A 26,890-nucleotide genomic window follows, 5' to 3' on the forward strand; every position below is an offset into this window, starting at 1 on the left:
CGGAGCACCGAGCCCGGATGCGGGCTCCGGTGTCTACGCTGGGTGGTGTTGTCGGGACCATTGCCCGTCGGCTCCCGCCGGCGGCCCTACGAGCCGAGGAAACCCGTGAGCGACACCCCATTCGGATTCGGCCTTCCGCCGGAGGAGCCGGACAACGGCGACGAAGGCAAGAAGAAGGGCAACCAGGGCGGTCAGGGCGGCCCCGCGAATCCCTTCGGGTTCCCCGGCATGGGGCTGCCGGGCGCCGGTGGCCCCGGGGGCGCGGACAATCCGTTCGCCGCGATGTTCGGTTCGATGAACCCGAACGACCTCGGTGCGGCCTTCCAGCAGCTCGGCCAGATGCTCAGCTACGAGGGCGGTCCCGTGAACTGGGACATGGCCAAGGACATCGCCCGCCAGACCGTCGCGCAGGGCACGGCGGACGGCGTGAAGGACACGAGCGTCGGCATCGCCGAGAAGTCGGCCGTCGAGGAGGCCGTGCGCCTGGCCGACCACTGGCTGGACGGCGTGACCTCGCTGCCCTCCGGTGCCACCACGGCCGTGGCGTGGAGCCGCGCCGAGTGGGTCGAGGCCACCCTGCCGGTGTGGAAGGAGCTCGTGGACCCGGTCGCCGAGCGGGTCGGCGCGGCCATGGGCAGCGTGCTGCCCGAGGAGATGCAGGCCATGGCGGGCCCGCTGCTGGGCATGATGCGCTCCATGGGCGGGGCCATGTTCGGCCAGCAGATCGGGCAGGCCGTCGGCGTCCTCGCCGGCGAGGTCGTCGGCTCGACCGACATCGGGCTGCCGCTGGGCCCGGCGGGCAAGGCCGCGCTGCTCCCGCTGAACATCGAGGGCTTCGGCAAGGACCTGGGCGTTCCCTCGGACGAGGTGCGGCTGTACCTGGCGCTGCGCGAGGCGGCCCACGCCCGGCTCTTCGCGCACGTCCCGTGGCTGCGCTCGCACCTGTTCGGAGCCGTCGAGGGCTACGCCCGCGGCATCAAGGTGGACACCTCGAAGCTGGAGGACGTGGTCGGGCAGCTGGACCCGTCCAACCCGGAGCAGCTGCAGGAGGCCCTGCAGGGCGGCATGTTCCAGCCGCAGGACACCCCCGAGCAGAAGGCCGCCCTGGCCCGCCTGGAGACGGCGCTCGCGCTGGTCGAGGGCTGGGTCGACGCGGTGGTGCACGAGGCGGCCAAGCCGCGGCTGACCTCGGCGGACGCGATGCGCGAGACCATGCGCCGGCGGCGCGCCTCGGGCGGCCCGGCGGAGCAGACCTTCGCGACGCTGATCGGCCTGGAGCTGCGGCCGCGCCGGCTGCGCGACGCCTCCCGTCTGTGGGCCTCGCTGACCGACGCGCGCGGTGTGGACGGCCGCGACGGGCTGTGGGAGCACCCGGACATGCTGCCGACGGCCTCCGACCTGGACGACCCGGACGGCTTCGTGCACCGCGAGCAGCTGGACTTCTCCGAGATCGACAAGATGCTCGGCGAGGCGGCCGAGAAGCGCGGTCAGCAGGGCGACGGCGAGGGCGAAGAGAACAAGTGAGCCTCTACGACGACGCGGTCCTGGTCCTGAAGGGCTACGAGGACCAGACCGAGCTGCGCGACCTCTACCTGGAGCACCTGGCCGCCCACCCGGACGGGGTCTACAAGCCCTGCGAGGCGGGGCACGTCACGGGCAGCGCGCTCGTGATCGACCCGGTGGGGAAGCGGGTGCTGCTGACCCTGCACAAGAAGCTGGGCATGTGGCTGCAGATGGGCGGCCACTGCGAGCCCGGTGACACGACGATGGCGGACGTGGCCCTGCGCGAGGCCCGCGAGGAGTCCGGCATCGAGCACGGTCTGGCCCTGGTGCCCGGCGGCCCGGTGCGTCTGGACCGGCACGCCATCCCGGCGCCCTGCAACTGGCACCTGGACGTGCAGTACGCGGCGCTGGCCCCGGCCGGCGCGGTGGCGGAGGTCAGCGAGGAGTCCCTGGACGTGCGCTGGTTCCCGTACGAGGAGGTGGCCTCGGTGGCCGACACCTCGGTCGTCCTGCTGTTGGAGGCGACGCTGGCGCGGCTCGCCGCGTGCTGAGTCCGGGCACGACGAAGGGGCGGTCCCGTACGGGGGCCGCCCCTTTCGCCGTCCCGGGTCGGTTCCGGGCGTTGTCAGTTCCAGGCGTTGTTCTGGTTCTGGGCATGGGCGCCCTGCTGGCCCATGCCGAACTGCGCGGCGACGCCCTGTCCGATCTGGGCGTTCTGCGGCGGCAGCGCCTCGCTGGGCTGCACCAGCGCGATACCGGTGCCGAGGAAGCTGAGTTCCCAGCCCTCGCCGGTGTTGCCGCGGCGCCGCCAGACGCCGCTGGAGTGCGTCTGGGCCTGCATCTGCACCCGCAGCGAGGTGGACCAGGCGACGATGGCGTCCGCGTCGACGTTGACGTACTTGTCGGGCGTGACGTGCATCATCAGCGGCTGCCCTGAGGTCATCAGGGCGACCTTGCCGCGGCCGGAGATGTTGAGCTGGTACTTGCCGGATCCGGAGATTCCGTACTGGCTGTCCACCGCGATGACCTCGGTGTGCAGGGTGGAGTCCAGGGCCAGGACGTAGCTGCTGTCGACGGTGAGGCCTTCCTGGTCGACGTCCACGACGTGGACGTACTGGGCCAGGTTGGCGAGGTAGACCGTGCCCTGCCCGGAGCAGCGCATGAGGTCCAGGCCCTCGCCGGTGCGGCGGCGGGCGTTGCGCTGGCCCGCGCTCTGGTACTCGCCGTCGAAGTCGATGAGCCCCTGGTAGGCGACCATCGCGCCCTTGCGGGCGAGTACGTCGTCGGAGCCCGTCAGCGAGACCCGCAGCAGCTGCGGGTTCTGGACGGTGTACCGGTCCTGGGACTGCGCCTCGGCGTGGGCGAAAAGTGCGCTCTGCATGATGTGTCCGCTCCCCCTCAGCCCCGGGCCCGGAGCCGGTCGGTGCTGTCCTCGCTGGGCTGTACGACGACGATGCCCTGGCCGGAGAAGGCCATCTGGTAGGCCTCTCCGCTGCCCCGGCCGAGCATGGACGAGGCCTTGAAGCTGCGCTTCCCCTTGACCTTCAGGTTCGGCGACCAGGCGACGAGCGCGTCGGGGTCGACGTACGTCTCGTCCTCGCCGCGGCCGCAGTCGACCACGATCGGGGTGCCGCGCGAGGTCAGGGCGACCCAGCCGGTGCCCGCGACCTGGACGTTGAACAGGCCCTGGCCTGCGAACTTCGCCAGGCCCTTGACCCGCTCGACGCCCCACTGGAGGTGCGCGTCGAAGGCGAGCAGGTTGGTGCCGTTGACCGACAGCGAGTCGTTGTTCAGGTTGATGACGACGACGTCGGCGCCGTAGTCGGCGAGGTACAGGAGGCCGTCGCCGGTGCACTTCATCAGGGGGGCGCCCTCGCCCGTGACCCACTGCGAGGCCATCTGGCGGACGGCCGGCGGGTTGGGCTCGTACTGCACGAAGCCCTCGTAGGCGACCATCGAGCCGGTGCGGGCGAAGAGGTCCTGGCCGCTCTGCATGGCGACCTTGAGCATCGACCGCCCGTGGTTCTCCATGCGGGCCGTGACCGGGGTCGGGGCGAAGCCCGCGAGCTGCTGGTTCATTGCGTTCATGTCGGGCTCCCTCAGACCTCGTACGGCTGGACGACGATGAAGTTGCCGGGAGCGCCGCGGAACTGGAGGTTCACGGTCTCCCCGCTGTGGCCGGGGTAGGCGTTGCGCCGCAGCCGGACCTGGCTGGAGATGATCACCTGCGAGGCGGCCGACCACGCCACGATGGCGTTGCTGTCCGCGAAGGTGGTCGGGGTGACGGGCAGGACGACCGGGATGCCGTGGGTCTTGACGATCACCGTGCCGGTGCCCTGGAACTGCATGGTGAACAGGGCGCCGCCGGGGATGCCGTGGCCCTCGATCCGGCGGACCTCGTGCTGGAGGGACTCGTCGAAGGCGAGGACGTTCTCCGCGGAGACGCAGATGGCGTCGCCCTGGAGCTCGATGGCGTGCAGGTGCGCGCCGTTCTCGGCGAGGAAGACCTGGCCGCGGCCGGTGCAGCGCATCAGCTGCATCTCCTGGCCGGTGGCGTTGCCGACGATGCGGCCGGCGAAGCCGGCGCCCTTGTAGCTGAAGTCGACCTTGCCCTGGTACAGGACCATGCTGCCCTGGCGGGCGAGGACGGCCTGGCCGCCCATCGAGAGGTCGACGCGCATGAGCTGCTGGTTCTGCGGGGTCCAGCGGGCGCCGGTCGGGGCCTCCTTGTACGGCTGGAGGGCCGCGGCGAGGCCGGCCGCGGGGGCGGCGGCCTGCGGGGCGTAGCCGGGCTGCTGGCCGGGGACCTGCCCCGGTACCTGGCCCGGGACCTGACCGTAGCCCGGCTGCTGCCCGTAGGCGGCGGGGGCCGGGGCGGGCGGCGGCACCTGGCCGGGGACCTGGCCGTAAGAGGGCTGCTGCGGCGGCTGGCCGTACGGGGCGGGGGCCGGCGGGGCGATGGGCGCGGCCATGGTGGGCGCGGCGTGCACCGGGGCCGGAGCCGCGGGCTGCGGGTACTGCGGCGGCTGGGGGGCGGCCGGTGCGGGCGCGGGAGCCGGGGCGGGCGCGCCGAAGGACGGTGCGGGAGCCGGGGCCTGCGGGGCCGGAGCCGGAGCGGGGGCGCCGAAGGACGGGGCCGGAGCGGGGGCGGCCGCCTGCGGCGGCGGGGCGAAGCCGGGGCCGCCGGCCGCCGGGGCCTGCTGCTGCGGCTGCTCCTCGGCGACCTCGCCGCCGAAGTTCCTCAGGAGGGCGTCGAGCCCGCCGTCGAAGCCCTGGCCGACGGCGGCGAAGCGCCACACGTCCTTCAGGTAGAAGTCGCCGAGCATCACGGCCCGCTCGGTGCTGAACTCCGAACCGGTGAACGCGTACCGGACCACCTCTTCGCCGCCGGCCACGATCCGGATGTAGCCCGGGCCGATCTGCGACATCTGTCCGGCGCCGTCGAGGGTGGCGGTGAAGGACAGCTTGTGGATCGACGCCGGAACACGGTCCAGGGTCACCCGGAAGGATTCCGTGTCACCGGACTGCGCGCCGAGCAGCTGAATGGACTCTTCCGGCGACTTCGGCTGATTGAAGAAGACGAAGTAACGGTCGTCCGAGAGCTGTTCATTGGCGTCCAGGCCGAAACAGCTGATGTCGAAGGTGAGTCCGGGCCCGGCGATCTGGACGCCTACGTACAGATCGGTGCCCGCCGTGAGATCACTGACCTTGGCCTTGTGGCCGCGTTGGAATTCCCTTGCCATACGTAACGACGTCCCCCATCCCGACTGAGCATTCGTGCCGCACAGGCTAACGGCATCTGCCGACATCCGGCCAAGCCGGTACCAACCCGGTACACATCACGGTGTGTGACATGACGGGTGGTACGGGGGCGGTCCGAGGGTGGTCCGCAGGCGGCTGGAGGGCGGTCCGCAGGCGGCTGGAGGGTGGTCGCAGGCAGGCCCGCCGGTCCGCTCCGGCGGGGGGTCACTCCTCGCGGGCGGTGGGAACCTTCGGCAGGCGCTCGGCCGCGACCACGCCCTCCAGGTAGCCCCGGGCCCGCTCGGTGCGCGGGTACGCCTCCAGCAGCTCCCAGAAGCGGGGGCCGTGGCCGGGCACGAGGAGGTGGGCCAGCTCGTGCAGGAGCACGTAGTCGACGACGTACTCCGGCATGCCCTGGAGGCGGTGCGAGAGCCGGATGCTGCCCTCGGCCGGGGTGCAGGAGCCCCAGCGGGTGTTCTGGTTGGTGACCCAGCGGACCGAGCGGGGGCGGGCGCGGCCGTCGAAGTACTGCTCGGACAAACGCTCGGCGCGTTCGGTGAGTTCCGCGTCCCCGAGGGTGCGTTTACTCTCCTGGGCGGCCAGCTTGTCGAGCATGACGCCCACCCAGCGCTGCTCCTCGGCCTCGGACATCCGGGCAGGGATGAGGACGACCGTACGGTCACCCTCGCGATAGGCGGATACGGTCCTGCGGCGGCGCGCGCTCCGGCGGACTTCGACGGCGCGCTGCGGTGGGTCGGCGGACACGCCACGACGTTACCCGGTGTCGGCGGCGGAAGTCCCGCTCGTCCGGGGTTCGAACACGGGTGGTTCGCAGCCGGTGTCCGAAGAGGCATTGCTCTTCATCTCATATGCCGAATACCTCCTGCCTGTGGACAAATTTCTGCGCGGATTCCGGCGGAGGGGCACTGTTGCCGGGGAGCGGGAAATGGGGCGGCGCGAGTCCGCACGGATATCGAGGGGGTCGGGACATGTTTCCGAGGGTGAAGCCGGCACTGGCACGGGCCTGGCGGGATCTGCAGACGGTGCAGTTCGGGGTGACTCCGGCGCATGCGGTGGTGCTCGGGCCCGTGGACACGGCGACGGGCGCGCTCATCGACCGGATCGACGGGACGCGGGGGATGGACCTGTTGCGGGCCGAGGCCACGCGGATGGGACTGCCGGACGGCCTGGCCGACGCTCTGGTCAGGCGGCTGGCGGGGGCCGGTCTGCTCGACGACGCCGGCGCGGGCGGCCCGCGGGCGCAGGCCCTGCGCAGGCATCCGGAGGCATTGGAGCGGCTGGGCCCGGACCTGGGTTCGCTCTCGCTGGTCCACCGGGAGCCCGGCGGGGACTTACGGGGGATCGCGGCGCGCCGGGCGATACGGGTCCGGGTGCGCGGGAGCGGCCGGGTGGGCACCGTGATCGCGGCGGTCCTGGCGGGAGCGGGCGTGGGGCGGGTCGAGGTGCTCGACGGGGGCCGGGTGGAGCCGGCCGATGTGGCGCCGGGCGGGCTGGGTCCCGCGAGTGTGGGCCGGATGCGGACCGAGGCCGCGGCGGCCGTGGTCCGCTCCGCGGCCCCGGGTCCGGGTCCGCGGGCCGGCGAGGAGGAGGGGCCGGAGCCCGGGCTGGCCCTGGTGGTGGTCGCACCGAGGGACGGGCTGCACGCCTGGGCCCCGGATCCGGACACCGCGGCCGACTGGGTCACCTCCGGGATTCCCCACCTGTACGCGGGGGTGGTGGAGGGGACGGGTCTGGTGGGGCCGCTGGTGCTGCCGGGCACGACCGCGTGCGCCGGGTGCATGGAGCGCGAGCGTGTGGACCGGGACGCGGCCTGGCCGAGGATGCTCGTCCAGTGGCGCTCGTCGCACCGCCGCCGCGGGAGCGCCTCCTGCGACCTGGGCCTGTCCACGGCGGTGGCCGGGCTGGCCGCGGCCCACGCCCTCGCCTTCCTCGACGGGCAGCTGCCCGCCTCCACCGGCTCCCGCTGGGAGGCGGCCCTGCCCGCCCTCCACTGGGAGGCGGCTCCGGTCCGCCCCCACCCCGACTGCCCCTGCGGCGCGGCCGCAGAACCCGCGCAGCGGCTCCAGCCGGCCGGACGGGCCCCGGGAAGAGGATCGGGAGCCAACCCGCCGGGAGGGCCGTGACAGGATGCTTCGGGACCGAGGTTTCTGCCGAACCGCCGCTTGCGGCGCAGCTGTCTGGGAAATGGAGGGGGCGGCATGTCTGATCTTCCCCGGAAGGCGGTCACCCGTACCGTCAAGCTGGCCGCGCTGCCGATCGGCATCGCGGGTCGGGTCACCTGGGGCCTGGGCAAGCGGATCGGTGGCAAGTCCGCCGAGATCGTGGCGCGCGAGCTCCAGCAGCGCACCGCCGAGCAGTTGTTCCGCACTCTCGGGGAACTGAAGGGCGGTGCAATGAAGTTCGGGCAGGCCCTGTCGGTCTTCGAGTCGGCGCTGCCCGAGGAGGTCGCGGGGCCCTACCGGGCGGCGCTGACCAAGCTCCAGGAGGCGGCCCCGCCGCTGCCCGCGGCGACGGTGCACCAGGTGCTGGCGGACCGTCTGGGTGCGGACTGGCGTGACCTGTTCGAGGAGTTCGAGGACAAGCCGGCCGCGGCGGCCTCGATCGGGCAGGTGCACCGGGCGGTGTGGCACGACGGCAGGCAGGTGGCGGTCAAGGTCCAGTACCCGGGGGCCGGCGAGGCGCTGCTGTCGGACCTGAAGCAGCTGGGCCGGTTCGCGGGGCTGCTGGGTCCGCTGGTTCCCGGCATGGAGATCAAGCCGCTGATCAAGGAGTTGCGCGACCGGGTCTCGGAGGAGCTCGACTACGAGCTGGAGGCCGAGGCCCAGCGGACGCACGCGGACGCCTTCGTGGACGACCCGGACGTGGTCGTCCCCGACGTCGTGCACCAGGGCGACCAGGTGCTCGTGACCGAGTGGATGGACGGGACCCCGCTGTCGGAGGTGATCGCCGACGGCACCGAGGAGGAGCGCGACCGCGCCGGGCAGCTGCTGGCCCGCTTCCTCTTCTCCGGTCCCGCGCGCACGGGTCTGCTGCACGCCGATCCGCACCCGGGCAACTTCCGGCTGATAGCGGGGGCGGACGGCCGGATGCGGCTGGGCGTCCTGGACTTCGGCACGGTCGACCGGCTGCCCGGGGGCTGGCCCAAGCCCATCGGCAGGTCCCTGCGGATGACGCTGGACGGCGATGCCGAGGGGGTCTACGGCCACTTGTGCGCCGAGGGGTTCGTGAAGGAGTCCGTCGAGCTGGACCCGGACGCCGTGCTGGACTACCTGAAGCCGATCATCGAGCCCGCCGAGGCCGAGGAGTTCACCTTCACCCGTCCGTGGCTGCGCGGTCAGGCGGCGCGGATCGCCGATCCGCGCTCTCCCGCGCACCAGTTGGGCCGGCAGATCAACCTGCCGCCCTCGTACCTGCTGATCCACCGGGTGACGCTGAGCACCATCGGCGTGCTGTGCCAGCTGGGCGCGACGGTGCGGCTGCGCGACGAACTGGACACCTGGCTGCCCGGGTTCGCGTCCGCCGAGTGACGGCTCGGGCCGTCACCACCAGGAGGAGTCGAGCCTGCCCTCGATCGATCTGAGGTTGGCGCGGGCGCATTCGACGCAGAAGTACTCTCTGGTCCCGTTCTCCACCGAACAGGTCCAGGTGGGCGGGGCCCCGCCGGGGGACTCTTTGCCGCAGCGCGCGCAGACGACGGGCTGGGCCTCGGATTCCGACGGGTCGGGCTGGGGAGTCGGCTGGTCCACCTCCGGACGATACCTCCGCCGGGGCGGCCGGGCCCGCGCAACGCACCGGGGGGACCGGTCCGTTCGGACCGGTCCCCCCGGGATGCTGCTTTCAGCTCTTAGTGCATGACGGCCATGGCCAGTGCGCGCCGGGCGCGCATCGAGACGCGCTCGGCTCGCCGCTGCATGCGGCGCGCGGCGACCAGGCGGAGGGCGTGACGCTCTGCGTCCGCCTCGCGCATGCGGTCGTCCATATGGGCGCGAGCCAGGGCTTCTGGGATGAGTTGCATTTCGCGGGTCCTGTTCTGACGCGAGGTGATCGCGCCGGCGGTGATGAAGTCTGCGTGGGCGGCGCCGTGGGGCTGCTCGCTCGTGGTGTGGGCGGTCATGAGGGCCTGCTTCAGGGGGTCGTGCGTCAGGGGGCGGTCGATGGTTCCGATGGCGGTCATGCCGAGACAACCGGGTTCTTGCGCGGACGGCCACGGGGGCGCTTCCGGGCTACGACGACACCCTGGACGAAGAGCTCGCCACCCCAGACACCCCAGGGCTCGCGGCGCTCGACCGCTCCGGCGAGGCAGGCCTCGACCAGCGGGCAGGTGCGGCAGAGGGACTTGGCGTACTCGACGTCGGCCGGGGACTCGGCGAAGAAGACCTCGGGGTCGAAGGTGCGGCAGGGAACCGGGACGCCGAGGTTCTCGATGGCGTCGTCGAGCGCGGTCAGCGCGGTGAGCGGGGTCAAGGTGTGGTCCTCCGGGACTGCGGGCGGGGAGATCGTTTGGGTCTGCGGTACGGACGGGGCGTGCGCTTCGAGTTGCACGGTGTTTTCTTCCTCGTCTTGTTCGGCTAGTCGTTCCGGCCGGTCGGCCGGTTGCGGCTGGTACCTGGTTCTGCCAGTCCCGAGGCCCCTTCTCTGTCGTGGCCCCCGGTCGGGGACAAACAGAAGGGCCGCGGATCCCGGGTGGGGTTCCGCGGCCCTGAAGGCGCCGGCCTGATCATGCGATCAGGCTGGATCACTCCAGGGTTCGAGCCCACGGAAGGCCCACATCAGGTGGTGCTGCTGCTTCGTCTGCTTCGTCAGGGATCCGGCACCGGCCGCGGCGGCAAATCCATAGGCGCCATGCGCCTGTGCTTCTGCTGCCAGTACTGCCACCGGTGCCTGGGTCGGTCGCTCATTGCGCTCGCTGACCGCAAGGGTCGCGAGCAGGGCGGGGCGGCCGGCGGAAATCGCGGACGCACCGGTACCCAGAGCGGAGACGGAACCGAGCAGGCAGGAGGCATCGACCGAGCGATCGGTCATTTTGGTGAAGGTCATGAAGCTGGTCACTGGTCTCGCCTCCTCTCGGCGTCTCGGGGACTCGGCCCGAGGGCCTGTCCCATGCGTATTCGGATAAGTACAGCACGGATCCAGGGCTTCGGAGAAGCCACCGTTTCCGTTGCTAAGAACCTATGGGTCTTCGCTGGGCATGTGCAAACTATTTTTCCGACGAGTTTCTACGCGTCGTCAGAATCCTCGCCCCCCGGCTCCTGACCTGCACAGATGGCCAGGACATCGGCTCCGTACCGGTCAAGCTTGCGGCCACCCACCCCGGAGATCATCGACAGCTCCCCCGCCTCGGCGGGCGCGGCCTCCGCGATCGCCATCAGTGTCTTGTCGGTGAAGACGCAGTAGGCGGGCAGGCCCTGCTCCTTCGACCGGGCGGCACGCCAGTCCCGCAGCCGCTCGTAGAGGCCCTCGTCCATGTCGGACGGACAGTCCTCGCAGCGCATCAGCTTCAGCTCGCCCGCCTCGGTCAGCGTCCTGCCGCAGACCCGGCACCGAACCGGGCCGCGGCGGCCGCGCTTGGGGGCCCCGCGCTCGCCCGCGGAGCCCGTCCGGGCCGCCGGGGCCGCGGAGCCCGGCCGCAGGCCGTTCAGGAAGCGGCTGGGGCGCCGGGAGGCCCTTCCCCCGGGGGCGCGGGAGAGCGCCCAGGAGAGGGTCAGGTGCAGGCGGGCCCGGGTGACGCCGACGTAGAGCAGCCGCCGCTCCTCCTCCACCTGTTCGTCGGTCTTGGCGTAAGTGATCGGGATCATGCCGTCGGTGAGGCCGACGAGGAACACGGCGTCCCACTCCAGGCCCTTCGCCGCGTGCAGCGAGGCCAGGGTGACGCCCTGGACGGTCGGGGCGTGCTGGGCGGCCCTGCGCTCGTCCAGCTCGACCGTGAGGTCCGCCAGGGTGGCGCCGGGCCGGGTGCGGGCGAAGTCCTCGGCGAGCCGGAGCAGCGCGGCCACCGATTCCCACTGGTCGCGCACGGCGCCGGAACCGGCCGGCGGCTCGGTGGTCCAGCCGGTGGAGCTGAGCACCGCACGGACCTGGGAGCCCAGGTCCACGACATCCTCCAGCAGTGGGTCGTTCCCGCCGGAACGGGCTGCTCCGCGCAGCGCGAGGATGGCCTTCTGGACCTCCTGGCGCTCGAAGAACCGCTCGGCCCCGCGCAGCTGGTAGGGCACCCCGGCGTCGGCGAGGGCCTGCTCGTAGACCTCGGACTGGGCGTTGATGCGGAAGAGCACGGCGATCTCGCCCGCCGGCACGCCCGCGGCGATCAGGTCGCGGATCCGGCGGGCGACGCCCTCGGCCTCGGCGGGCTCGTCCGCGTACTCTGCGTAGACCGGGTCGGGGCCGCTCTCGCGCTGGGAGACGAGCTCCAGGCGGTGCTCTGCGGCCCGCCCGCTGGCCTGGCTCAGGAGCCCGTTGGCGAGGTGCACCACCTGGGGGGTGGAACGGTAGTCGCGGACCAGCTTGACCACGGTGGCCTGCGGGTGGCGCGTGCGGAAGTTCAGCAGGTGGTCGGGGGTGGCGCCGGTGAAGGAGTAGATGGTCTGGCTGGCGTCGCCGACGACGCAGAGGCTGTCGCGCTCGCCGAGCCACAGGTCGAGCAGCCGCTGCTGGAGCGGGCTGACGTCCTGGTACTCGTCGACGACGAAGTGCTGGTACTGGCCGCGGATCTGCTCGGCGATGTCGTGGCGGTCCTGGAGGATGCCGACGGTCAGGAGCAGCACGTCCTCGAAGTCGATCATTCCGCGGTCGCGCTTGAGCTGTTCGTACGTCCCGTAGATCTGGGCGATCTCGGCCATGTCCCGGGGGGCCTCGCGGCCCGCCTTGAGGGCGGCCGCCGGATAGTCGGCGGGCACCGTCTGGGTGACCTTGGCCCACTCGATCTCGCCGGTCACGTCGCGCAGCTCACCGCGGTCGAGGCGGATGCGGCAGCGGGCGCCGGCCTCGGCGACGAACTGGATCTTGCGCTCCAGCAGCCGGGGCACGTCCCCGCCGATGGCTTTCGGCCAGAAGTACTGGAGCTGGCGCAGGGCGGCCGAGTGGAAGGTCCGGGCCTGGACCCCGCCCGCGCCGAGTGCGCGCAGGCGGCCGCGCATCTCACCGGCGGCCCGGTTGGTGAAGGTGACGGCGAGCACACTGGCGGGCATGAGCTGCCCCGACCGTACGCCGTAGGCGATGCGGTGGGTGATCGCCCGGGTCTTGCCGGTACCGGCGCCGGCCAGCACGCACACCGGCCCGCGCAGGGTCGTCGCGACCTCGCGCTGCTCCGGGTCGAGGCCCAGGAGCACCGCGTCGGCCGAGTCCGCGTCGGCGGGGAAGGGGGAGGAGTGCGTTGCTGCTGTCACTCCGCCATGCTGCCAGGTCGCGTGAGCCGGGCGGGAAATCCGTCCACAGGCGGTGCGGATTCGTCGTATCGGTCACACCGGCGGTACGGATGTGCACGTACGGGAATGGCCGTGCGGTCGCGTACGTTCGAGTACTCGGACCACCGAGCCCTCACGAAGGAGAGCGCACCATGCAGGACACGGGCACCGTCACGATGTACAGCACGACCTGGTGCGGCTACTGCCGTCGGCTGAAGACCCAGCTGGACCGGGAAGGCATCGCGTACAACGAGATCAACATCGAGCTCGACCCGGAGTCCGCGGCGTTCGTCGAGAAGGCCAACGGCGGGAACCAGACGGTGCCCACGGTGCTCGTGAAGTCCTCCGCCGGCAACGAGTCCGTCATGACGAACCCGAGCCTGGCCCAGGTGAAGCAGGCCCTCGCCGTCTGAGTGGACTCTCTGCCGTCCGCAGCAGGCCCCCGCCTTCCGAGGCGGGGGCCTTCCGCTTGCACCGGGCACGGACGCCGGACCGTGTGACGGACGTCATGCCGCTGACGGCCGTTAAGCCGCGGCCTTGGGCAGCGGTTCGCCGTACCACAGCTCGACCAACCGGGCCGCGATGGAGATCCCGGACGGGGGCAGCACCTCGCCCGACTCGAACGCCGCGCGCAGCTCGTCGCGGGAGAACCAGCGGGCCTCCTGGATCTCCTCGCCGTCCACGGTGATCTCGGAGCTGGTGGCACGGGCGTTGAAGCCCAGCATCAGGCTGTACGGGAACGGCCACGGCTGGCTGGCCACGTACTCGACCCGCCCGACCCTGACGCCCGCCTCCTCCCACACCTCGCGCACGACGGACTGCTCGATCGACTCGCCCGGCTCCACGAACCCGGCGAGGGTCGAGAAGCGGCCCTCCGGCCAGTGCACCTGTCGGCCCAGCAGCGCGCGGTCGTGCTCGTCGGTGACCAGCATGATCACGGCGGGGTCGGTGCGCGGGTAGTGCTCGGCGCCGCAGCCCGGGCAGCGCCGGATGTGCCCTGCGGCCGCGACCACCGTGCGCTCCCCGCAGCGGGAGCAGAAGCGGTGCATCCGCTGCCAGTTCTCCAGGGCCACCGCGTTGACCATCAGCCCGGCGTCGCGGTCGTTCAGCAGCAGTCCGGCCTCGCGCAGGCCGGCCGGGCGGGCCGACTGGTCCATGCGGCCGGGCAGGGCGTCCTTCTGCAGCGCGAAGTACCGTACGCCGTCCTCGTCCGTGCCCAGGAAGTAGCGGTGGGTCTCGGTGACCGGGGCCTCGAAGGCCGGGGTCATCACGATGCCGGTGCCGCCGTCGGGGGTGTCGTCGATCAGCACCTGGCCGCCGGAGACGACGAAGACGCGGGTCGTCGGGTGGCTCCAGGCGGCGGCGAGCCAGGCCTCGTCGAGGCGGTGGTGCGCGGCACGGTCGATCCCGCTCGGCGCGGTGAGCGAGAGAGGTCGCTCGGTATGGGTGCTCACTGGTACTTCCAACTCCCCCGGTGGTGGGACAGGCAGGCTCGGTACGACAGGTGTGTGCGCCGGTCAGGCGGGTGTGCGGGGCGTGCGGTGGCCGCGGAGGCCGTCGGCCAGGTCCCCCCAGAGGTACGCGGCCGTCTCGACGCCCTTGAGCAGCAGGTCCAGCTCGACCTTCTCGTTCGGCGCGTGCCAGCCGTCGGACGGCACCGAGATGCCGAGGAAGAGGACGGGCGCGCCGAGGACGTCCTGGAGGTCGGCCGCGGGTCCGGAGCCGCCCTCGCGGGTGAAGCGGATCTTCTGGCCGAAGGCCCGGCCCATGGACCGTACGACGGACTGCAGGGCGGGGTGGTCCAGCGGGGTCAGGCACGGGCGGGTCGGTGCGCCGAAGGTGATGGAGTGGCGGATCCCGTCCGGGATCCGGGCCGCGACCCATTCCCTGACGGCCGCCTCGACCTCGTACGGGTCCTGCCCGGACACCAGGCGGAACGACAGCTTCACGTGGGCGGAGGAGGGCACGATGGTCTTCCCGCCGGGGCCCTGGTAGCCGCCGCCGATACCGTTGACCTCGGCCGTCGGGCGGGCCCAGACCCGCTCCAGGGTGGAGTAGCCGGCCTCGCCGGCCGCCGCGTGGGACTTGGCCGTACGCAGCCACTCGGACTCGTCGAAGGGCAGCTCGGCGATGAGCGCGCGCTCCGCGTCGGTGAGCTCGGCGATGCCGTCGTAGAAGCCGGGGACGGTGACCTTGCCGTCGGCGTCGTGCAGGGCCGCGACCAGGCGGGCGGCGGCGGTGGCCGGGTTGGGCACGGCTCCGCCGAAGGCGCCGGAGTGGATGTCCTGGTCGGGACCGTGAAGGTCGATCTCGCAGTCGGCGACGCCCCGCATGCCGGTGCAGACGGTGGGGGTGGTCTCGGACCACATGCCGGTGTCGGAGACGATCACGACGTCGGCGGCGAGCTCGGCGGCGCGGGCCTCGACGAGCTCGCGGAAGTGGGCGGAGCCGGACTCCTCCTCGCCCTCGACGATCAGCTTCAGGTGCACGGCGGGGGCGGCGGCGCCGGCGGCCGCCAGGTGCGCCCGCACGCCCAGGGTGTGGAAGAACACCTGGCCCTTGTCGTCGGCGGCGCCGCGCGCGTACATGCGGCCGCCCTGGACCACCGGCTCGAACGGGTCGGTGTGCCAGCCGTCGGCGAGGGCGGCGGGCTGCACGTCGTGGTGGCCGTACACGAGGACGGTCGGGGCGTCCGGGTCCTCGCTCGGCCAGTGCGCGTGGACGGCGGGGGCGCCGCCGGTCTCCCAGACCTCGGCGACCGGGAAGCCGGTCTCCTTGAGCTTCGCCGCGAGCCATTCGGCGCTGCGGCGCACGTCGTCCGCGTGCTCGGGCTGGGCCGAGACGGAGGGGATGCGCAGCCACTCGGCCAGGTCGTCGAGGAACGCGGCGCGGTGGGTGTCGATGTACGTGCGGACGACGCTGTCCGGCTGGGTGTCGCTCATGCCCCGAGCCTAGCCGTCCGCCTGGTGGTCACCGTCGGGGCCCGATTCGCCTTGGAGGATCCGCTCAAGACGGGCTCTGCCGGGGAGGTTGCGCGGGCGGATCACACGGCCGCTGCGGACGTGGAGGAAGGCTGCGGCGACCCGGTCGAGCGGGGTGTTCGTGGCCTCGGCCCAGGCCAGGCGGTAGACGGCGAGCTGGAGCGGATCGGCCTCGGTGGTCCGGCCGGTCTTCCAGTCGACGATCTCGTAGGCGTCATCGCCGTTCTCGTCGGTGGCCTTGTAGACGGCGTCGATCCGGCCGCGGATGACGCGGCCGGCGAGGGTGAGCTGGACCGGGGCCTCCATGCGGTGGGGCGGGCGGTCCGCGTACGGGCTGCGCTCGAAGGCGGCCTTGAGGGCGTCGAGGTCGGCCTCGTCGGCGATCTCCTGGCCGGAGTCGGCGCCGGGGAGGTCGGCGACGGGGTCGAGGACGTCGAGGAAGGGGAGCGGGAGCTCGTCGAAGCGGGACTCGACCCAGGCGTGGAAGCGGGTGCCCTGGCGGGCCGCGGGCTGCGGGGGCTTGGGCATGGGGCGGGCGAGGTCGCGCACGAAGCCCTGCTCGTCGGCGGCGAGCCGGAGCAGCTGGCTGGCGGAGAGGGCGGGGGGCAGCTCCACGTCGCGGACGGCCGCGCGGGCACGGCGGAGCTCGCCCTCCAGGGCGTCGAGGTCCCGGTCCCAGGAGGCGATCGCCCGCGCCTCCTCGGGCGTGAGCCGCACGCCTCCGGCGGGGCCGCCCGAGAGGCCCTGGCCCCCGGCCGGGGCCACGGCGCCCCCGCCGCCGGGGCCGGGCGGGCCGGGCCGGGCCGCCGGGTCGGCGGACCGCGAGCCACCGGGCCGCGGCACGGAGTGCTGCTCGGCCGCGGGCACGTCGGGCACGCCCGGCTGCGCCGCGGGGTCGGCGGCCCAGGCCTCGTCGGCCCACGAGTCCCGGGGCCGGGGCACGGCACGGGGGCCCGGGCCCGCGGCCCGGTCGGCGTCGTCCCAGGGGTCGTCGCCCCCGCCCGCCGGTCCGGGGTCGCCCCGGAGGGGGTCGGGGTCCCAGCCCTCGGCGGGGCCGGGGTCGGCGGGCCAGGGCTCGTCGTCGTAGGCGGGGTCCTCGCAGTCCGGGGGCCACAGGTAGGCGTCGTCCGGTTCGGGCGGGGGCTGGGTCGCCAGGTAGGACTCGACCAGCGCGGCGGCCTCGCGGCGCAGGGTGAGGGAGTGCGGGTCGAGCGGGAGCGGCCAGGAGTGCTCGGCCGTGGATCCGCCCGCGAGGGCCGGGTTCTCCGCGGACGGCTCGGGCTCGTCCGCCCAGGCGTCGATCTCGCCGAAGCCGGCGACGCAGTGCTCGTACAGCGCGGTGAGGAACTCCGACGGGCCGCGGCGCTTCTTCTGGGTCGGGCCCCACCAGTGGCCCGAGGCCAGCAGCAGGGACCGCGGCCGGGTGAAGGTCACGTAGCCGAGGCGGAGCTCCTCCACCGACTTGTGGTGCTTGAGGGCGGCCTTGAAGGACTTCAGGCCGGCCGAGGTCCAGGCCGGGTCCGCGGGCAGGGTGGGGGCGTCGCCGCGCAGCGCGTACGGGAGGACCTTCGCGTACGAGGTCCAGGCTTCCGGGGCCTTCTCCTTCGGGAAGGAGCCCGCGCACAGGTCGGGGACCACCACCACGTCCCACTCCAGGCCCTTGGACTTGTGGGCGGTGAGGACCTTCACGGTGTTCTCGCCGCCCGGCAGGGCGTGGTCGAGGCCCTTCTCGTACTGGGCGGCCGTGCGCAGGAACGCCAGGAAGGCAAGCAGCGAGGCTTCGCCGTCGAGCGCGGCGAAACCGGCCGCGACGTCCATGAAGTTCGACAGGGTCTCGCGCCGGCGGGCCGCCAGCGCGTGCGGGGAGGCGGACAGTTCCACTTCGAGGCCGGTGGCGGACAGCACCCGGTGCAGGACGTCCATCAGCGGGTCGGCGAGGGACCGGCGCAGGTCGCGGAGCTCCTGCGCGAGGTGCGCGAAGCGGACTCGGGCCTCCGCGGAGAAGGGGAGGTCGTCCGGGGTCTGTCCGGCGCCGTCGAGGAAGGTCTCCAGGGCGTCGGCCAGGGACACGATCTCGGCCGGGTCCACGCCCTCCACGGCCGCCGCCAGCCGTTCGTCGGGGTCGGCCCCGGCCGGCGTCCGGCCCACCAGCAGCCGCGCCCGGCGGCCCAGCAGGGCCAGGTCGCGCGCGCCGATCCGCCAGCGCGGGCCGATGAGGAGCCGGACGAGGGAGGCGTTGGCGCCAGGGTCCTGGAGGACCTCGCAGACGGCCACGAGGTCGGCGACCTCGGGCAGGTGCAGCAGCCCGGACAGGCCGACGACCTCCACCGGCACGTCCCGGTCCACCAGCACGGCCTGGATCTGCGCGAAGTCACCGGCGGACCGGCACAGGACGGCGATCTCGCGCGGCTCCGTGCCCGTGCGCACGAGATGGGCGACGGAGTCGGCGACCCAGTCGAGCTCCTGGGCGTGGGTCTCCAGCAGGGCGCAGCGGACCTGCCCGGCGCGCTCCGCCCCGGGCGCCGGGCGCAGTGCCTCCACTCCCTCGTGCATGGCGCGCAGCGGGGCGGCGAGCCCGTTGGCGAGGTCCAGGAGGCGGCCGCCGCTGCGCCGGTTCTCGCTGAGGGAGAGGCGGGTGGCGGGGGTGCCGTCGGCGTGCGGGAAGTGCTCGGGGAAGTCGTCGAGGTTGGCCACGGAGGCCCCGCGCCAGCCGTAGATCGCCTGGCAGGGGTCGCCGACGGCGGTGACGGCGTGGCCGGAGCCCGCGCCGAACAGGCCGGACAGCAGCAGCCGCTGTGCGACGGAGGTGTCCTGGTACTCGTCGAGCAGGACCACCCGGAACTCCTCGCGCAGCAGCGCGCCGACCTCGGGCCGGGTCGTGGCGAGCTGCGCGGAGAGGGCTATCTGGTCGCTGAAGTCGAAGAGGTCGCGGGAGCGCTTGGCGGCCCGGTAGCGGCCGACGAGCTCCAGCAGTTCGAGGCGGCCGCGCACGGCCTCGGGGACCTTGCGCAGGTCCTCGTTGGTGAGCCGGGTGCCGGCGAGCACGTCCAGCAGCGCGGTGTCGTGGAGGCGCAGCCGCTCGGGGTCGACCAGGTGCTCGGAGAGCTCCGCGTCGAGGGCGAGGAGGTCTCCGACGAGGTCGGGGACGGACTTGGTGAGCGAGGGGTACGGGCCGGGGGCGTCGCGCAGCACCTTCGCGGCGAGCTGGAAGCGGGTGGCGTCGGCGAGGAGGCGGGAGCTGGGCTCCAGGCCGATGCGCAGGCCGTGGTCCTTGAGGAGCTGGCCGGCGAAGGCGTGGTAGGTGGAGATGCGCGGCTCCCCGCCGGCCGCCGCGGCGTCGGCCGGGGAGGGGTCCGGGTCGGTGATGCCGGCCCGGGCCAGGGCGGTGCGTACGCGCTCGGACAGTTCGCCGGCGGCCTTGTTGGTGAAGGTGAGGCCGAGGACCTGCTCGGGCGCGACCGCGCCGGTGCCGACGAGCCAGACCACGCGGGCGGCCATGACGGTGGTCTTGCCGGATCCGGCGCCGGCGACGACGACCTGCGGGGCGGCCGGGGCGGTGACGCAGGCCATCTGTTCGGGCGTGAAAGGGATCCCGAGGAGCTCTTTGAGCTGCTCGGGATCGCTCAGTACGGATGCACGCGCGGACACGTAAAAAGGCTAGCCGCCCCCACCGACAGCCCCGACCGCCCCGACCGCCGAGCTCCCGCCCGACCGGGGGCTCACTCGACGGTCTGGCGGCCCTCCGGGCGGGCGCTGCACGAGCTGCGGAAGGAGCAGTGGTCGCAGTGGCGGCCCGCGGCGGGCGCGAACCGCTCGTCCAGGACCCGGCCGGCGGCGGTGGCGAGCAGGTCGCCGACCCACTCCCCGTCGAGCGGCTGCTGGGCCTGGACCCTGGGGACCGTTTCGCCGCCGTCGCGCTGCGCGGCGCCCTGGCGGAGCTGGACGAGCTCGGCGCCGCCGGGTGCGGGGCGCACTCCGTCGAAGACCTCGTCGACGGCGCCCTCGCGGACGGCGAGCTGGTAGACGGCGAGCTGGGGGTGGCGGGCGACCTCGTCCTTGGTGGGCGCGGACTTCCCGGTCTTGAAGTCCACGACATACGCGCGCCCCTGCGGGTCCGCCTCGACGCGGTCCATGGAGCCGCGGACGCGGACGGCGACGTCGCCGGCTTCGAGCGTGACGTCGAACTCGTGCTCCGTGGCCACGGCCTCCCGGCCCCCGCGGTCGGTGGTGTGCCAGCGCAGGAAGCGTTCGAGGGCGGCGCGGGCGTTCTCCTTCTCCTGGGCCGATTTCCAGGGTGCGTCGAAGGCGAGGGCGTCCCACACCGTGTCGAGGCGTTCCATGAGGACCGCCAGGTCGGCGGGGGTGCGGCCGGAGGCGACCTCGTCGGCGAGGACGTGGACGACGTTGCCGAAGCCCTGGGCGGCGGTGGACGGTGCGTCGGCCTTGACCTCGCGGCCGAGGAACCACTGGAGGGAGCAGGTGTTGGCGAGCTGGTCCAGGGCGCTGCCGGAGAGGGCGACGGGCCGGTCCCGGTCGCGGAGCGGGACGCTGCTGCGGGTGGGCTCGTACAGGCCCCACCAGCGCTGCGGGTGCGCGGCGGGGACCAGGGGGCGGTCCTCGTCGTCGGTGAGCGCGGCGAGGCGGGCGAGGCGGCGGGCGGCGGCGTCGCGCAGGGCGGGCGAGGCGTCCGGGTCGACGGTGGTGGCGCGCAGCTCGGCGACGAGCGCCGGGACGGCGAGGGGGCGGCGGGGCCGGCCGGTGACGTCCTTCGGGGTGACTCCGAGCTCGGTGAGCAGGCGGGAGGGCTGGTCGCCGTCCTCGGCGGGGGCCTTGACGGCGGTGACGACGAGGCGGTCGCGGGCGCGGGTGGCGGCGACGTAGAAGAGGCGTCGTTCCTCGGCGAGGAGGGCGCCGGGGGTGAGGGGTTCGGCGAGGCCGTCGCGGCCGATGCGGTCGGCCTCCAGGAGGGAGCCGCGGCGGCGGAGGTCGGGCCACAGGCCCTCCTGGACGCCCGCGACGACGACGAGGGACCACTCCAGGCCCTTGGAGCGGTGGGCGGTCATCAGCCGGACCGCGTCGGGGCGGGTGGTGCGGGCCGTCAACGTGTCGGCGGCGATGTCCTCCGCCTCCAGTTGTTCGAGGAAGTTGAGCGCGCCGCTGCCGCCGGTGCGCTCCTCGGCGCGGGCGGCGGTGTCGAAGAGGGCGCAGACGGCGTCGAGGTCGCGGTCGGCGTTGCGGCCGGCCGGGCCGCCGCGGCGGGCCTGGCGTTCCAGCCGGTCGGGCCATGGCGTGCCGTCCCAGAGGATCCACAGGGCCTCTTCGGCTGTGCCGCCGCCCTGGAGGAGCTCGCGGGCCTTGCGCAGGAGCAGGCCGAGGCGCTGCGCGCCGCGGGCGTAGGCGGGGTCGTGCGCGGTGAGGCGCTCGGGCTCGGCGAGGGCGCGGGCGAGCAGGACGTCGGAGGGCGCGGGCACCTTGACGCCCGCGGCGCGCTCCTCGTCGCGCAGGGCGCGGCCGAGCCGCCGCAGATCGGCGGAGTCCATCCCGCCGAGCGGCGAGGCGAGCAGCATGAGCGCGGCCTCGACCCCCTCGTCGGTCTCGGACCCGTACGCCGCACCGGGCCCGCCCGGCTCGGCCTCGGCGGCCGGGTCGGCGACGGCAGTCGGTGCGGCGCCTGCGGCCGGGGCGGCGTCCGCGTCCGCGTGCTGCGGCTCCGGGGCGGGCCCGCCCGCGACAGCGAGGTCCGCCTCTCGCGGGCCGTCGGCCGGTGCAGCCTCCGCGGACGGGCCGTCCGCGACGGCCGGGCCCGGGACGCCCGCGGCAGCGGGCCGGGCCCGGCCTGCGGCCGGGGATCCGTCGGCGAGGTCCGCCGCCGGAACGGCCTGGCCTGCGGCAGCAGCGGTCAACGGGCCGTCGGCCGGGGCGGACGGGCCGGCGGGCCCGGCTTCGGGGGACGCGCCGGGGTCGTGCGGCTCCGGGGCGGGCCCGGCTTCGGGGGACGCGCCGGGGTCGTGCGGCTCCGGGGCGGGCCCGGCTTCGGGGGACGCGCCGGGGTCGTGCGGCTCCGGGGCGGGCCCGGGTTCGGGGGACGCGCCGGGGTCGTGCGGCTCCGGGGCGGGAACGCCCCGCAGGACGCCCGCGGCAGCGGGCAGGGCGAGGCCCGCGGCCGCGGCCGCGAGGTCACGCTGCAGGCCTGGCCCGCCGAGGGAGGCGGCCTCCGGGTCCGGCTCCGGGGCGGGCTCGCCCGCAGTGGCGGGGGGCGGGGTGGCGGTGAGGCGGAGGGCCGTCAGGAGGGGGGCCACGGCCGGTTCGTGGCGGAGGGGGGTGTCCGTGCCGTCGGTCTCGACCGGGACTCCCGCCGCGATCAGGGCGCGGCGCATCGCCGGGAGGGTGCGGCCGCCGGCGCGGACCAGGACGGCCATGTCCTGCCACGGCACGCCGTCCTCCAGGTGGGCCCGGCGCAGGATGTCGGCGATGTTGTCCAGCTCGGCGCCGGCCGTCGGGTACGTGAAGACCTCCACCCGGCCGCCCTCCCGCGTGGCCCGGAGGGCGCGGTGCGCGCGGACCGCGGCCGCGGGGAGGCGGGGCAGCGGCATGCGGGTCGTGAGCAGGCGGGTCGCCTCCAGGAGGGCCGCGCCGGAGCGGCGGCCCACCGTCAGGGCCCTGACCTGCGCGCCGGGGAAGGCGGACTCGAAGTCCAGCACGTTGTTGATGTCGGCGCCGCGGAAGGCGTAGATCGACTGGTCCGGATCGCCGAAGGCGACCAGCGTGCCGCCGCGCCCGGTCAGGGCCCGCAGCAGCCGCAGCTGCGAGGCGTCCGTGTCCTGGTACTCGTCCACGAAGATCGCGTCGTAGGCCGAGGCCAGCGACGGCGTCCGCTCGGCGAGGAGGACCGCGCGGTGCAGGAGTTCCGCGTAGTCCAGCGTGCCCTGTATGTCCAGGACGTCGAGGTACTCGGAGAGGAAGGCCGCCGCGGCCTTCCAGTCGGGGCGGCCGATGCGGTCGGCGAAGTCGGCGAGGGCCGTGGGGCCGAGGCCCAGCTCGCGGGCGCGGGCGAGGACCGCCCGGACCTCGTCGGCGAAACCGCGCGTGGTCAGCGCGGCCCGCAGGTCGTCCGGCCAGCGGATCGAGCGGATCCGGCGCTGGCCCTCCAGGAGGGTGCGGACCATCACGTCCTGCTCGGGGCCGGACAGCAGCCGCAGCGGGTCGGCGAAGAGGTCGGTGTCCTGGTGGGCGCGGACCAGGCCGTAGCAGAAGGAGTGGAAGGTGGTGGCCTGCGGGGCGCGCGCACCGCCGAGCCGCAGGGCGGCCCGGTCGCGCAGTTCGACCGCCGCCTTGCGGCTGAAGGTGAGGATCAGGATCCGGGAGGGGTCCGTACCCGCTTCGACGCGGGCGGCGACGGCCTCGACCAGCGTGGTCGTCTTCCCGGTGCCCGGTCCGGCCAGCACGAGCAGTGGTCCGCCCGGATGGTCAACCACAGCCCGCTGCGCTGCGTCCAGCACAGGGGGATCCACCCGTTCCGGCCCGGTGCGCACGAGGCGGTACGCGTCGGGGGTCCGCGTACGCCGCCGTTCGGTGCGGTCCGAGGAAGAGGTGATCACGTGAGGTGCCGGTCCTGGTGGGTCTGCGGGGTGTGGCGGTGCTGCCGTGACGGCTCGCGCGGAAGCCGAAGAGGCAACGCTACGGCAACCGGCGCGTGCCGCGCAGTCCCCCCGGGTAGCCCGGACGGGCGTTCGCACGGTCGCCCGATCGCCCGCCCCGGCGCCGCATGGCGGAAGCTGTCAGGTGTGAGCCTCGTCGCGTCAGCCGTCCCGTCCGGGGACCTCTCCGGGGTCCTCGCCGCCGTCCTGTGCGGGGGATCCGTCCCAGCGTGCCCGGCGCATGTCCAGGCGGGGATCGCCGCCGGTCGTCAGGCGCAGCGGCGTGGCCTCCGCCCGGTAGTGCTCCAGGGCGCGCGCCTCGTGGCCGGGCAGCGGCAGGCCGTCCGACCGCACCACGCGCCACCAGGGCACGGCTCCCCCGTACAGTGCCATGACACGCCCGACCTGGCGCGGCCCTCCCTCGTCGAGCCATTCGGCGACGTCCCCGTATGTCATCACCCGGCCGGGCGGAATACGCTCGACGGCCTCCAGTACGCGCTCCGCGTACGCGGGCAGCTCCTCACTCATTCAGCACATGGTGCAGTACGCCGGCCACCCGTCGGTGGAAGTTGTGGTTCCGGACCGGCGCGCACCCTGATGCCCCGACGGCCCCTCGGTCCGTGCCACCATCTTCCGGGCGGTGACTGGTGATACGTGATCAAGAAGAGACGGATGTGACGACGAAGGAGCAGGGTGTGAGCCCTCCGGAAGGCGCGGCGGGGGACGATGGCGCGCGCCCTGACGACGGCCCCGCCTCCCGTCCGCAGAACCGCCCCGAGGACCTCGCGCCGGGCCTGCCGGCCGGCCGTACCCCCGGCACCGACGACAACGGCGCCGACGGCGACGAGGACGCGGAGGCCCCGCACGGCCACGCCCCGACCGACGCCGACCGGGTCGAGGTCGACGAACCGCTGCTCGCCGCCCGCGTGCACCGGCCCTCCGACCTCGTACGCCTCCTCGTCGGCATCCTCGGCATCGCCGTCCTGCTCGGCATCGCCGCCTTCGCCCACGGCACCACCGTCGGCCTCGAGGAGGACATCAGCAAGGGCACCGGCCAGGCGCCGGACCTGTTGATCAAGGTCGCGGCGCTGGTCTCCAGCATCGCGGTGCTGCTGCTCCCCGTCGCCTTCGCCATCGAGCGGCTGATCAAACGCGACGGGCTGCGCATCGCCGACGGCGTGCTCGCCGCCGTCCTCGCGCACGGCGTCACCCTGGCCACCGACCTGTGGGTCTCCCAGGCCGCCCCCGGCACCATCCAGGACGCCCTGACCCGTCCCGCGGGCGGCGGGGCCCTGACCGATCCCGTGCACGGCTACCTCGCGCCCGTGATCGCCTACATGACCGCGGTGGGCATGACCCGCAGACCCCACTGGCGCGTCGCGCTGTGGGTGGTCCTGCTGCTCAACGCGCTCACCATGCTGGTCAACGGCTACACCACCCCCTTCTCGATCATCCTCACCGTGCTGATCGGCTGGAGCGTGGCCTACGGCACCCTCTACGCCGTCGGCTCCCCCAACGTGCGCCCCACCGGGCAGAACCTCCTCGCCGGGCTGCGCCGCGTCGGCTTCCAGCCGGTCAGCGCCATGCGCGCCGAGGGGCCCGAGGGCCCCGAGGCGTCCGAGACCGGTGACCGCGGCCGGCGCTACCACGTCACCCTGGAGGACGGTCCTCCGCTCGACGTCACCGTCGTCGACCGGGAGCAGCAGGCCCAGGGCTTCTTCTACCGGGTCTGGCGCCGGCTCACCCTGCGCGGCATCACCACCCGCCGCAGCCTGCAGTCGCTGCGGCAGGCCCTGGAGCAGGAGGCGCTCCTCGCGTACGCGGCCATCGCGGCCGGGGCGAACGCGCCGAAGCTGATCGCCACGTCCGAGCTGGGTCCGGACGCGGTGATGCTCGTGTACGAGCACCTGGGCGGCCGGACCCTGGACTCCCTCCCCGACGAGGAGATCACCGACGAGCTGACCCGCAACGCCTGGGAGCAGGTGCGCGCCCTGCAGTCGCGGCGGATCGCGCACCGCAGGCTGACCGGGGACGCGCTCGTGGTGGATCGTTCCGGCAACGTCATCCTCACCGACCTGCGGGGCGGCGAGATCGCGGCCGGCGACCTGGTGCTCCGGATGGACGTCGCGCAGCTGCTGGCCACCCTCGGCCTGCGGGTCGGCGCGGAGCGCTCGGTGGCCTCGGCGGTGTCGGTGCTCGGCCCGGACATCGTGGCGGGCTGCCTGCCGCTGCTCCAGCCGATCGCGCTGAGCCGTTCCACGCGGGCGACGCTGCGCAAGCTGGCCCGGGAGCGGGCGGAGCGCGAACGGGAGGCCGTACTGGAGTCCTCTCGGGCGGCGAAGGCCGCGCGCGAGGCGGGATCCGCGGCCGCCCCGGCCCCGACCTCGGCCGCAGCCGAACGCAAGGCGGAGAAGAGGGCCCTCGACGACGCGCTGGACGAGGCCCGCGAGGAGGACCTGCTGAGCCAGATCCGCCAGCAGGTGCTGCTGATCCGCCCGCAGGCACCGGTGGAGCCGGCCCGGCTGGAGCGGATCCGGCCGCGGACCCTGGTGTCGTTCATCGCGGGCGCGTTCGGTGCGTACTTCCTGCTCACGCAGCTGGCGCACGTGGATTTCGGGACGATCATCGGCGAGGCGCAGTGGGGCTGGGTCGGGGCGGCGCTCGCCTTCTCGGCCCTCAGCTACCTCGCGGCGGCGATGAGCCTGCTGGGCTTCGTGCCGGAGCGGGTGTCGTTCCCGCGGACCGTGGTCGCGCAGGTGGCCGGGTCGTTCGTGAAGCTGGTGGCCCCGGCGGCGGTCGGCGGCGTCGCGCTGAACACGCGCTTCCTGCAGCGGGCGGGCGTCCGGCCGGGGCTGGCGGTCGCGAGCGTGGGTGCCTCGCAGCTGTTCGGGCTGGCCAGCCACATCCTGCTGCTGCTGTCCTTCGGCTACCTGACCGGAACCGAGAAGACCCCGGAGATGACCCCGTCCCGGGCGGTCATCGCGGGGCTGCTGACGGTGGCGGTGCTGGTGCTGGTGGTGACGGCGGTCCCGTTCATGCGGAAGTTCGTGGTCACGCGGGTGCGGGCGCTGTTCGCGGGCGTGGTGCCGCGCATGCTGGACGTGCTCCAGCGGCCGAAGAAGCTGGTGACGGGCATCGGCGGGATGCTGCTGCTGACGGGCTGCTTCGTGATGTGCCTGGACGCGTCGATCAGGGCGTTCGGGGGCGGCGAGGCCATCAGCTACGCGAGCATCGCGGTGGTGTTCCTGGCGGGCAACGCGCTCGGTTCGGCCGCTCCGACGCCGGGCGGCATGGGCGCGGTGGAGACCACGTTGACGCTGGGGCTGATCGCGGCGGGGCTGGAGAAGGAGGTCGCGATCTCGGCGGTGCTGCTGTTCCGCCTGATGACGTTCTGGCTGCCGGTGCTGCCGGGGTGGATCTCGTTCAACTTCCTGACCCGCAAGGAAGCGATCTAGCCTCCGGCTGGGTCTGCGGAATTGCCGGGCCTGCCCGCCCGCCCGTACCCGCACGGCGCTCCGCGCCCGCGCCTCCAGCGCCGGCGGGGCAGGAAGTGGTGGCTGTCGGCCCGCACCGGGCACGGCGGGGCCGGGTATTCCAGCCCCGCCGG

Annotated in this window: 20 protein-coding genes; 6 read left to right on the top strand and 14 right to left on the bottom strand. The window is 73.8% G+C overall.

Features of this window, described 5'->3' with window-relative positions:
- Positions 1-105 precede the first annotated feature (105 nt).
- Together OHA91_RS13605 and OHA91_RS13610 are read left to right on the top strand one after the other, a co-directional pair.
- Positions 106-1,524, top strand: coding sequence for a zinc-dependent metalloprotease (locus tag OHA91_RS13605; RefSeq protein ID WP_031151565.1), 1,419 nt, complete (start codon positions 106-108; stop codon positions 1,522-1,524).
- Entirely contained in the window at positions 1,521-2,054 is a 534-nt protein-coding gene (locus tag OHA91_RS13610; RefSeq protein ID WP_328739282.1) for an NUDIX hydrolase, read from the top strand. The genes OHA91_RS13605 and OHA91_RS13610 overlap by 4 nt, the downstream gene beginning before the upstream one ends.
- Positions 2,055-2,128: 74 nt before the next feature.
- On the opposite strand, the gene OHA91_RS13615 is transcribed toward OHA91_RS13610, so the two are convergent.
- The 4 genes from OHA91_RS13615 to OHA91_RS13630 all read right to left on the bottom strand — a co-directional run bounded on the left by OHA91_RS13615 (position 2,129) and on the right by OHA91_RS13630 (position 6,009).
- Positions 2,129-2,884 (bottom strand): AIM24 family protein, encoded by a 756-nt coding sequence (locus OHA91_RS13615; protein WP_031151561.1) that lies wholly within the window; start codon positions 2,882-2,884, stop codon positions 2,129-2,131.
- A 17-nt stretch (positions 2,885-2,901) separates the two neighbouring features.
- Complete coding sequence (locus tag OHA91_RS13620) at positions 2,902-3,582, bottom strand: AIM24 family protein (RefSeq protein WP_031151560.1); 681 nt, start codon at positions 3,580-3,582, stop codon at positions 2,902-2,904.
- 20 nt (positions 3,583-3,602) lie between these two features.
- The gene (locus OHA91_RS13625) at positions 3,603-5,246 is read right to left on the bottom strand and encodes a TerD family protein (protein WP_328739283.1); all 1,644 of its coding nucleotides are present in this window, start codon (positions 5,244-5,246) and stop codon (positions 3,603-3,605) included.
- Between the two features lie 223 nt (positions 5,247-5,469).
- A complete protein-coding gene (locus OHA91_RS13630) occupies positions 5,470-6,009 on the bottom strand; it encodes a M48 metallopeptidase family protein (RefSeq protein WP_031151554.1) in 540 nt (179 codons plus the stop codon).
- A gap of 224 nt (positions 6,010-6,233) precedes the next feature.
- Between OHA91_RS13630 and OHA91_RS13635 the strand changes: the two genes are divergently transcribed.
- Both OHA91_RS13635 and OHA91_RS13640 read left to right on the top strand, forming a co-directional pair.
- The gene (locus OHA91_RS13635) at positions 6,234-7,388 is read left to right on the top strand and encodes a ThiF family adenylyltransferase (protein ID WP_328739284.1); all 1,155 of its coding nucleotides are present in this window, start codon (positions 6,234-6,236) and stop codon (positions 7,386-7,388) included.
- Between the two features lie 75 nt (positions 7,389-7,463).
- Positions 7,464-8,792, top strand: coding sequence for an ABC1 kinase family protein (locus OHA91_RS13640; protein ID WP_031151550.1), 1,329 nt, complete (start codon positions 7,464-7,466; stop codon positions 8,790-8,792).
- A 12-nt stretch (positions 8,793-8,804) separates the two neighbouring features.
- Here the strand turns inward: OHA91_RS13640 and OHA91_RS13645 are convergent, their stop codons facing one another.
- The 5 genes from OHA91_RS13645 to OHA91_RS13665 form a co-directional block, all read right to left on the bottom strand.
- The gene (locus OHA91_RS13645) at positions 8,805-9,011 is read right to left on the bottom strand and encodes a hypothetical protein (RefSeq protein ID WP_031151548.1); all 207 of its coding nucleotides are present in this window, start codon (positions 9,009-9,011) and stop codon (positions 8,805-8,807) included.
- Positions 9,012-9,109: 98 nt separating this feature from the next.
- Complete coding sequence (locus OHA91_RS13650; RefSeq protein WP_031151546.1) at positions 9,110-9,439, bottom strand: hypothetical protein; 330 nt, start codon at positions 9,437-9,439, stop codon at positions 9,110-9,112.
- Positions 9,436-9,807, bottom strand: a complete 372-nt coding sequence (locus tag OHA91_RS13655; RefSeq protein ID WP_030029453.1) for a WhiB family transcriptional regulator — start codon at positions 9,805-9,807, stop codon at positions 9,436-9,438. Before OHA91_RS13655 ends, OHA91_RS13650 begins: the two co-directional genes overlap by 4 nt.
- Positions 9,808-9,990: 183 nt before the next feature.
- A complete protein-coding gene (locus OHA91_RS13660) occupies positions 9,991-10,314 on the bottom strand; it encodes a hypothetical protein (RefSeq protein ID WP_381626056.1) in 324 nt (107 codons plus the stop codon).
- 167 nt (positions 10,315-10,481) lie between these two features.
- Positions 10,482-12,647 carry an ATP-dependent DNA helicase UvrD2 gene (locus tag OHA91_RS13665; protein WP_167344723.1) on the bottom strand — a complete coding sequence of 722 codons (2,166 nt, stop codon included), beginning with the start codon at positions 12,645-12,647 and terminating at the stop codon, positions 10,482-10,484.
- Positions 12,648-12,817: 170 nt separating this feature from the next.
- Here OHA91_RS13665 and OHA91_RS13670 point away from each other — a divergent pair, with 170 nt between their 5' ends.
- Positions 12,818-13,078 carry a mycoredoxin gene (locus OHA91_RS13670; protein ID WP_031151539.1) on the top strand — a complete coding sequence of 87 codons (261 nt, stop codon included), beginning with the start codon at positions 12,818-12,820 and terminating at the stop codon, positions 13,076-13,078.
- A 111-nt stretch (positions 13,079-13,189) separates the two neighbouring features.
- Here the strand turns inward: OHA91_RS13670 and nudC are convergent, their stop codons facing one another.
- From nudC to OHA91_RS13695, 5 genes are all read right to left on the bottom strand, one after another.
- Positions 13,190-14,131, bottom strand: a complete 942-nt coding sequence (nudC, locus tag OHA91_RS13675) for an NAD(+) diphosphatase (protein ID WP_030962498.1) — start codon at positions 14,129-14,131, stop codon at positions 13,190-13,192.
- Positions 14,132-14,182: 51 nt separating this feature from the next.
- Complete coding sequence (locus OHA91_RS13680) at positions 14,183-15,607, bottom strand: dipeptidase (RefSeq protein ID WP_328739285.1); 1,425 nt, start codon at positions 15,605-15,607, stop codon at positions 14,183-14,185.
- Between the two features lie 9 nt (positions 15,608-15,616).
- Positions 15,617-19,294, bottom strand: coding sequence for an ATP-dependent DNA helicase (locus OHA91_RS13685; RefSeq protein WP_328739286.1), 3,678 nt, complete (start codon positions 19,292-19,294; stop codon positions 15,617-15,619).
- A 71-nt stretch (positions 19,295-19,365) separates the two neighbouring features.
- Positions 19,366-23,178: a UvrD-helicase domain-containing protein gene (locus tag OHA91_RS13690; RefSeq protein WP_408059236.1), complete on the bottom strand. Its 3,813-nt coding sequence runs from the start codon at positions 23,176-23,178 to the stop codon at positions 19,366-19,368.
- Between the two features lie 267 nt (positions 23,179-23,445).
- Positions 23,446-23,811, bottom strand: a complete 366-nt coding sequence (locus OHA91_RS13695; RefSeq protein ID WP_031151529.1) for an MGMT family protein — start codon at positions 23,809-23,811, stop codon at positions 23,446-23,448.
- A gap of 119 nt (positions 23,812-23,930) precedes the next feature.
- Between OHA91_RS13695 and OHA91_RS13700 the strand changes: the two genes are divergently transcribed.
- A complete protein-coding gene (locus tag OHA91_RS13700) occupies positions 23,931-26,738 on the top strand; it encodes a lysylphosphatidylglycerol synthase domain-containing protein (RefSeq protein WP_328739288.1) in 2,808 nt (935 codons plus the stop codon).
- The last annotated feature ends 152 nt before the right edge of the window (positions 26,739-26,890 follow it).

The sequence above is a fragment of the Streptomyces erythrochromogenes genome (genome assembly GCF_036170895.1).
Classification (GTDB): domain Bacteria; phylum Actinomycetota; class Actinomycetes; order Streptomycetales; family Streptomycetaceae; genus Streptomyces; species Streptomyces erythrochromogenes.

What these genes read in the sequence shown, in the direction of transcription:
- OHA91_RS13650 (WP_031151546.1), bottom strand. Translation starts at nt 9,439, where the DNA reads ATGACCGCCATCGGAACCATCGACCGCCCCCTGACGCACGACCCCCTG.
- OHA91_RS13625 (WP_328739283.1), bottom strand. Translation starts at nt 5,246, where the DNA reads ATGGCAAGGGAATTCCAACGCGGCCACAAGGCCAAGGTCAGTGATCTC.
- OHA91_RS13635 (WP_328739284.1), top strand. Translation starts at nt 6,234, where the DNA reads ATGTTTCCGAGGGTGAAGCCGGCACTGGCACGGGCCTGGCGGGATCTG.
- OHA91_RS13640 (WP_031151550.1), top strand. Translation starts at nt 7,464, where the DNA reads ATGTCTGATCTTCCCCGGAAGGCGGTCACCCGTACCGTCAAGCTGGCC.
- OHA91_RS13695 (WP_031151529.1), bottom strand. Translation starts at nt 23,811, where the DNA reads ATGAGTGAGGAGCTGCCCGCGTACGCGGAGCGCGTACTGGAGGCCGTC.
- OHA91_RS13615 (WP_031151561.1), bottom strand. Translation starts at nt 2,884, where the DNA reads ATGCAGAGCGCACTTTTCGCCCACGCCGAGGCGCAGTCCCAGGACCGG.
- OHA91_RS13680 (WP_328739285.1), bottom strand. Translation starts at nt 15,607, where the DNA reads ATGAGCGACACCCAGCCGGACAGCGTCGTCCGCACGTACATCGACACC.
- OHA91_RS13670 (WP_031151539.1), top strand. Translation starts at nt 12,818, where the DNA reads ATGCAGGACACGGGCACCGTCACGATGTACAGCACGACCTGGTGCGGC.
- OHA91_RS13620 (WP_031151560.1), bottom strand. Translation starts at nt 3,582, where the DNA reads ATGAACCAGCAGCTCGCGGGCTTCGCCCCGACCCCGGTCACGGCCCGC.